This window comes from Bradyrhizobium neotropicale, assembly GCF_001641695.1.
In the GTDB taxonomy this organism is placed as follows: domain Bacteria; phylum Pseudomonadota; class Alphaproteobacteria; order Rhizobiales; family Xanthobacteraceae; genus Bradyrhizobium; species Bradyrhizobium neotropicale.
This window is the reverse complement of the sequence record NZ_LSEF01000048.1, coordinates 16,715-18,850: the sequence shown is the minus strand read 5'-3', so window position 1 is coordinate 18,850 and position 2,136 is coordinate 16,715. Positions and strand designations below refer to the sequence as shown.

Annotated in this window: 3 protein-coding genes; all 3 read right to left on the bottom strand. The window is 67.2% G+C overall.

Features of this window, described 5'->3' with window-relative positions:
- Window positions 1–476, bottom strand: a 476-nt coding sequence (locus tag AXW67_RS44075) for a ribonuclease HII (RefSeq protein WP_245315578.1), incomplete at its 3' end; no start/stop codon positions are given.
- 77 nt (window positions 477–553) lie between these two features.
- A complete protein-coding gene (locus AXW67_RS16200) occupies window positions 554–1,009 on the bottom strand; it encodes a VOC family protein (protein ID WP_027553798.1) in 456 nt (151 codons plus the stop codon).
- A 24-nt stretch (window positions 1,010–1,033) separates the two neighbouring features.
- A partial coding sequence (locus AXW67_RS16195; RefSeq protein WP_245315577.1) for a PA0069 family radical SAM protein occupies window positions 1,034–2,136 on the bottom strand: 1,103 nt, incomplete at its 5' end.

Genomic DNA, 2,136 nt, shown 5'->3' with positions numbered 1-2,136 from the left:
ACATGGCGGGGCGCCTCAGGCAACGCCACCACCGCGCGCTTCAGCGCCCACAGCGAGGCGCGCAGGATGTTGTCGCGGTCGATCCGCGAGGGCGAAGCGACGGCGACCGAGACCTGCGCGGTCGCGCAGATCTTGTCGAACAGTCTTTCGCGCTCTTCCGCGGTCAGCCGCTTGGAATCGTCGATGCCGCGCGGGATGCGGTCGGGATCGAGGATCACGGCCGCCGCCACCACCGGGCCGGCCAGCGGCCCACGGCCGGCCTCATCGCAGCCCGCCACCGGCCAGACGCCGCGCTTGATCAGCGCCCGCTCGCGGCTAAAGCTCGGCGGCGCGATCGCGATGATGCCCTTCTTTCCTGCGCTCTTGGCGGGCTCGGCCTTGCCGGCCGAAGCTTTTGTCGTCTTCGCCGCAGCCTTCCTGGCGGCGTCCTTCTTTGGCGCGTCCTTGGCCGGCTTGGCGGATTTGTCCCGAATCATGGCCGGGATCGTGCGCAAGCGGTCCGGCCTGCGCAACAGGGAACCCCAGACAATTCCCGTTATTCAGGTGCGCCGGCTCACTCGGCCAAATGCACCCGCCGATCGTCGCCGACCTCAATCCCGGGCGCGACCACCACTTCCCAGGGATGGCCGTCGGGATCGGCGAAGTAGCCGGAATAGCCGCCATAGTCGGTCTCGTGCGCGGCCTTCAGCAGAGCCGCTCCCTTGCTGGCGGCAAATGCCAGCACGGCATCGACCTCCTCGCGCGTCCGGCAGTTCCAGGCGAGCGTCATGCCGCGAAAGGCAAGTGGCCTCGGCCTGTCCGGCAATGTGGCGTCCGCCGCGAGCTGATCCCAGGGAAACAGGCCAAGCACCGGGCCGCCGGTGTCGAAGAAGGCGACGGCCTCGCCGGTCGCCTTCAGCCGGCGTGCAAAGCCAAGCGCTTCGTAGAACGCGATGCTGGCGCGGATGTCGCTCACGCCGAGCGTGATGACGGTGAGCCGCGACACCGGGGCAGGTAATTCCTTACTCATCATACGCCTCGTTGACTTCCCGCCCTAGAACAGGCTGAGCTGCTCGCCGTTCTGCTTCGGCCTCGCAAAGTGATCCGTCGTCAGCTTCGAGCGCCGCTTGTTGAGCCCGAGCTTGTCGCAGGCGATCTCGAAGCGGCGGCCGATGGTCCAGGCCATCGGGCCGGTGCCCTTCATCCGCTCGCCCCATTTCGCGTCGTAGTCGCGACCGCCGCGCATGTCGCGGATCAGGGTGAAGACATGGCGATAGCGGTCCGGATAGTTCGCCATCAGCCATTCGCGGAAGAGATCGCGCACCTCGAGCGGCAGCCGCAGCAGCACATAGGAGGCTTCCTTGACGCCGGCATGCGCGGCGGCATCCAGAATGCGCTCGATCTCCGAATCGTTCAGCGCGGGGATCACGGGCGCGACCATGACGGTGGTCGGAATGCCGGCATCCGAGAGCTGCTTCAGCGCCTCCAGCCGCTTCGGCGGCGTGGACGCCCGTGGCTCCATGGTGCGCGCGAGCTTGGGATCGAGCGTCGTGACCGAGATCGCGACCTTGGCGAGGTTGCGCTTTGCCATCCGCGCGAGAATGTCGATGTCGCGCGCGACCAGCGCCGACTTGGTGACGATGCCGACGGGATGCCCGGCGCGCTCCAGCACCTCCAAAATGCCGCGCATGATTTTGCGCTCGCGCTCGATCGGCTGATAGGGATCGGTGTTGGTGCCGATCGCGATCATCCGCGGCTCGTAACCGGGTGCGGCGAGCTCCTTCTCCAGCAGCGCCGGCGCCTCGGGCTTGGCGAACAACTTGGACTCGAAGTCGAGCCCCGGCGACAGGCCGAGATAGGCGTGCGTCGGCCGCGCGAAGCAATAGACGCAGCCATGCTCACAGCCGCGATAGGGATTGATCGAGCGATCGAAACCGATATCGGGGGAGTCGTTGCGGGTAATCACCTTGCGCGAGGTGTCGACCGCAACCGTGGTCTTGAACGGCGGCAGATCGTCCAGGCTCTGCCAGCCGTCGTCAAAGGCGACGCGCGCCTCGGCCTCGTAGCGGCCACTGGCGTTGGATTGCGCCCCCCGTCCCCGCCTCCGCTCGCGGTCGATGGCGACCGAAAGCTCAGGGAAATCAGAAGGCGCACCCG